The sequence below is a fragment of the Kitasatospora sp. NPDC088346 genome (assembly GCF_044740765.1).
GTDB lineage: Bacteria > Actinomycetota > Actinomycetes > Streptomycetales > Streptomycetaceae > Kitasatospora.
The window spans coordinates 1-3,382 of the sequence record NZ_JBIURH010000138.1; the positions used below are offsets into that span (position 1 = coordinate 1).

At 56.8% G+C, this 3,382-nt stretch carries 2 rRNA genes; both read left to right on the top strand.

Annotated elements, in window-relative coordinates:
• Positions 1-52: 52 nt before the first annotated feature.
• Positions 53-3,175, top strand: a 23S ribosomal RNA gene (locus ACIOFR_RS41920).
• Between the two features lie 87 nt (positions 3,176-3,262).
• Positions 3,263-3,379: ribosomal RNA gene (gene rrf / locus ACIOFR_RS41925) — 5S ribosomal RNA — on the top strand.
• Positions 3,380-3,382: the final 3 nt, after the last annotated feature.

The following is a 3,382-nucleotide window of genomic DNA, read 5'->3' on the forward strand; positions in this document are numbered from 1 at the left end:
GGTGGGTGTCTGGTCGTTGTTTGAGAACTGCACAGTGGACGCGAGCATCTGTGGCCAAGTTTTTAAGGGCGCACGGTGGATGCCTTGGCACTAGGAACCGATGAAGGACGTGGGAGGCCACGATAGTCCCCGGGGAGCCGTCAACCAGGCTTTGATCCGGGGGTTTCCGAATGGGGAAACCCGGCAGTCGTCATGGGCTGTCACCCATACCTGAACACATAGGGTATGTGGAGGGAACGCGGGGAAGTGAAACATCTCAGTACCCGCAGGAAGAGAAAACAACCGTGATTCCGGGAGTAGTGGCGAGCGAAACCGGATGAGGCTAAACCGAAGTGGTGTGAGACCCGGCAGGGGTTGCCGCTTCGGGGTCGTGGGAAAGTTCTTCAGTCGTCTGCCGGCGGCTGGGTGAGTCAGAAACCGTATGGGTAGTCGAAGGACATGCGAAAGGTCCGGCGTAGAGGGTAAGACCCCCGTAGACGAAACTTGTACGGCTCACTTGAGCTTCTCCCAAGTAGCACGGAGCCCGAGAAATTCCGTGTGAATCTGGCGGGACCACCCGCTAAGCCTAAATATTCCCTAGTGACCGATAGCGGATAGTACCGTGAGGGAATGGTGAAAAGTACCGCGGGAGCGGAGTGAAATAGTACCTGAAACCGTGTGCCTACAAGCCGTGGGAGCGTCGGATGTGCAGCTTGCTGTGCGTCTCGTGACTGCGTGCCTTTTGAAGAATGAGCCTGCGAGTTTGCGGTGTGTAGCGAGGTTAACCCGTGTGGGGTAGCCGTAGCGAAAGCGAGTCCGAATAGGGCGGTTGAGTTGCATGCCCAAGACCCGAAGCGGAGTGATCTAGCCATGGGCAGGTTGAAGCGCGGGTAAGACCGTGTGGAGGACCGAACCCACCAGGGTTGAAAACCTGGGGGATGACCTGTGGTTAGGGGTGAAAGGCCAATCAAACTCCGTGATAGCTGGTTCTCCCCGAAATGCATTTAGGTGCAGCGTCGTGTGTTTCTTGCCGGAGGTAGAGCACTGGATAGGCGATGGGCCTCACCGGGTTACTGACCTTAGCCAAACTCCGAATGCCGGTAAGTGAGAGCACGGCAGTGAGACTGTGGGGGATAAGCTCCATGGTCGAGAGGGAAACAGCCCAGAACACCGACTAAGGTCCCTAAGCGTGTGCTAAGTGGGAAAGGATGTGGAGTCGCAGAGACAACCAGGAGGTTGGCTTAGAAGCAGCCACCCTTGAAAGAGTGCGTAATAGCTCACTGGTCAAGTGATTCCGCGCCGACAATGTAGCGGGGCTCAAGTACACCACCGAAGTCGTGTCATTCACATATATAGGCCCAACGGCTGTGTGGATGGGTAGGGGAGCGTCGTGTGCCGGGTGAAGCAGCGGAGGAATCCAGTTGTGGACGGTACACGAGTGAGAATGCAGGCATGAGTAGCGATACAAGAGTGGGAAACTCTTGCGCCGATTGACCAAGGGTTCCTGGGTCAAGCTGATCTGCCCAGGGTAAGTCGGGACCTAAGGCGAGGCCGACAGGCGTAGTCGATGGACAACGGGTTGATATTCCCGTACCCGCTTTGAAGCGCCAACGTCGAACCTCTTGATGCTAAGCCCGTGAAGCCGGCCCGGAGTCTTCGGACAAAGGGACGTGGTGGAGCCGGTGACCCAACAGGGTAGTAGGTGAGCGATGGGGTGACGCAGGAAGGTAGTCCAGCCCGGGCGGTGGTTGTCCCGGGGTAAGGGTGTAGGCCGAGTGATAGGCAAATCCGTCACTCATTGAGGCTGAGACCTGATGCCGAGCCGATTGTGGTGAAGTGGATGATCCTATGCTGTCGAGAAAAGCCTCTAGCGAGTTTCATGGCGGCCCGTACCCCAAACCGACTCAGGTGGTCAGGTAGAGAATACCGAGGCGTTCGGGTGAACTATGGTTAAGGAACTCGGCAAAATGCCCCCGTAACTTCGGGAGAAGGGGGGCCATTCCTGGTGACGAGTCTTGCACTCCGAGCTGGGGGTGGCCGCAGAGACCAGCGAGAAGCGACTGTTTACTAAAAACACAGGTCCGTGCGAAGCCGTAAGGCGATGTATACGGACTGACGCCTGCCCGGTGCTGGAACGTTAAGGGGACCGGTTAGTCACATTTCGGTGTGGCGAAGCTGAGAACTTAAGCGCCAGTAAACGGCGGTGGTAACTATAACCATCCTAAGGTAGCGAAATTCCTTGTCGGGTAAGTTCCGACCTGCACGAATGGCGTAACGACTTCTCGACTGTCTCAACCATAGGCCCGGTGAAATTGCATTACGAGTAAAGATGCTCGTTTCGCGCAGCAGGACGGAAAGACCCCGGGACCTTTACTATAGCTTGATATTGGTGTTCGGTTCGGCTTGTGTAGGATAGGTGGGAGACTTTGAAACCCAAACGCCAGTTTGGGTGGAGTCGTCGTTGAAATACCACTCTGGTCGTGCTGGATGTCTAACCTGGGTCCGTGATCCGGATCAGGGACAGTGTCTGGTGGGTAGTTTAACTGGGGCGGTTGCCTCCTAAAGAGTAACGGAGGCGCCCAAAGGTTCCCTCAGCCTGGTTGGCAATCAGGTGTTGAGTGTAAGTGCACAAGGGAGCTTGACTGTGAGACTGACGGGTCGAGCAGGGACGAAAGTCGGGACTAGTGATCCGGCGGTGGCTTGTGGAAGCGCCGTCGCTCAACGGATAAAAGGTACCCCGGGGATAACAGGCTGATCTTCCCCAAGAGTCCATATCGACGGGATGGTTTGGCACCTCGATGTCGGCTCGTCGCATCCTGGGGCTGGAGTAGGTCCCAAGGGTTGGGCTGTTCGCCCATTAAAGCGGTACGCGAGCTGGGTTTAGAACGTCGTGAGACAGTTCGGTCCCTATCCGCTGTGCGCGTAGGAGTGTTGAGAAGGGCTGTCCCTAGTACGAGAGGACCGGGACGGACGAACCTCTGGTGTGCCAGTTGTCCTGCCAAGGGCATGGCTGGTTGGCTACGTTCGGGAGGGATAACCGCTGAAAGCATCTAAGCGGGAAGCCTGCTTCGAGATGAGCACTCCCACCTCCTTGAGAGGGTAAGGCTCCCAGTAGACGACTGGGTTGATAGGCCGGATATGGAAGCCCTGTGAGGGGTGGAGTTGACCGGTACTAATAGGCCGAGGGCTTGTCCTCAGTTGCTCGCGTCCACTGTGTTGTTCTGAAACAACGACCCCACACCGTTTGGTCACGGGTGTGGTGCGGTTGACAGTTTCATAGTGTTTCGGTGGTCATAGCGTGAGGGAAACGCCCGGTTACATTCCGAACCCGGAAGCTAAGCCTCAAAGCGCCGATGGTACTGCAGGGGGGACCCTGTGGGAGAGTAGGACGCCGCCGAACAAT